This is a genomic window from Achromobacter sp. SIMBA_011 (assembly GCF_046535435.1).
GTDB classification, from domain to species: domain Bacteria; phylum Pseudomonadota; class Gammaproteobacteria; order Burkholderiales; family Burkholderiaceae_B; genus Achromobacter; species Achromobacter dolens.
Window position 1 is genome coordinate 1 of record NZ_JAWRWN010000085.1, and the last position, 401, is coordinate 401.

Genomic DNA, 401 nt, shown 5'->3' on the forward strand with positions numbered 1-401 from the left:
CTTGAAGGCTCAAATCAATCGGGAACTCGACCGTCTCGAGTTGCTGCTAGAGCAGATCGCTGCAGTGGAGAGCGAGCGTAATTCTCTTCTATCGATGGAGGACCAGCCAGCGGTTGAGGCAACCTCGCCCGCAGCGATGCTGCTGTCCTTGAAGGGTGTTGGCGCTGAATTTGCCGCCGTTCTTTGGACCGAAGCCCTGTCCCGGCATTTTGATAATAGGCGGCAGATTGCCGCCTATGCCGGTTTGACACCAACCCCATGGATGAGCGGGACCATCGACCACGAGCAGGGTGTCTCAAAGGCAGGGAACCCTCGGCTGCGCACTACGATGATCCAACTATCGTGGCTGTGGCTACGCAATCAGCCAGCATCAGCGCTCAGCCGTTGGTTTGTGGATCGGG

Annotated in this window: 1 protein-coding gene; it reads left to right on the forward strand. The window is 57.9% G+C overall.

What is annotated here, in order from left to right:
• Window positions 1-401: transposase (locus SB816_RS30020; RefSeq protein WP_410547994.1), on the forward strand; the 401-nt coding region annotated here is incomplete at both ends.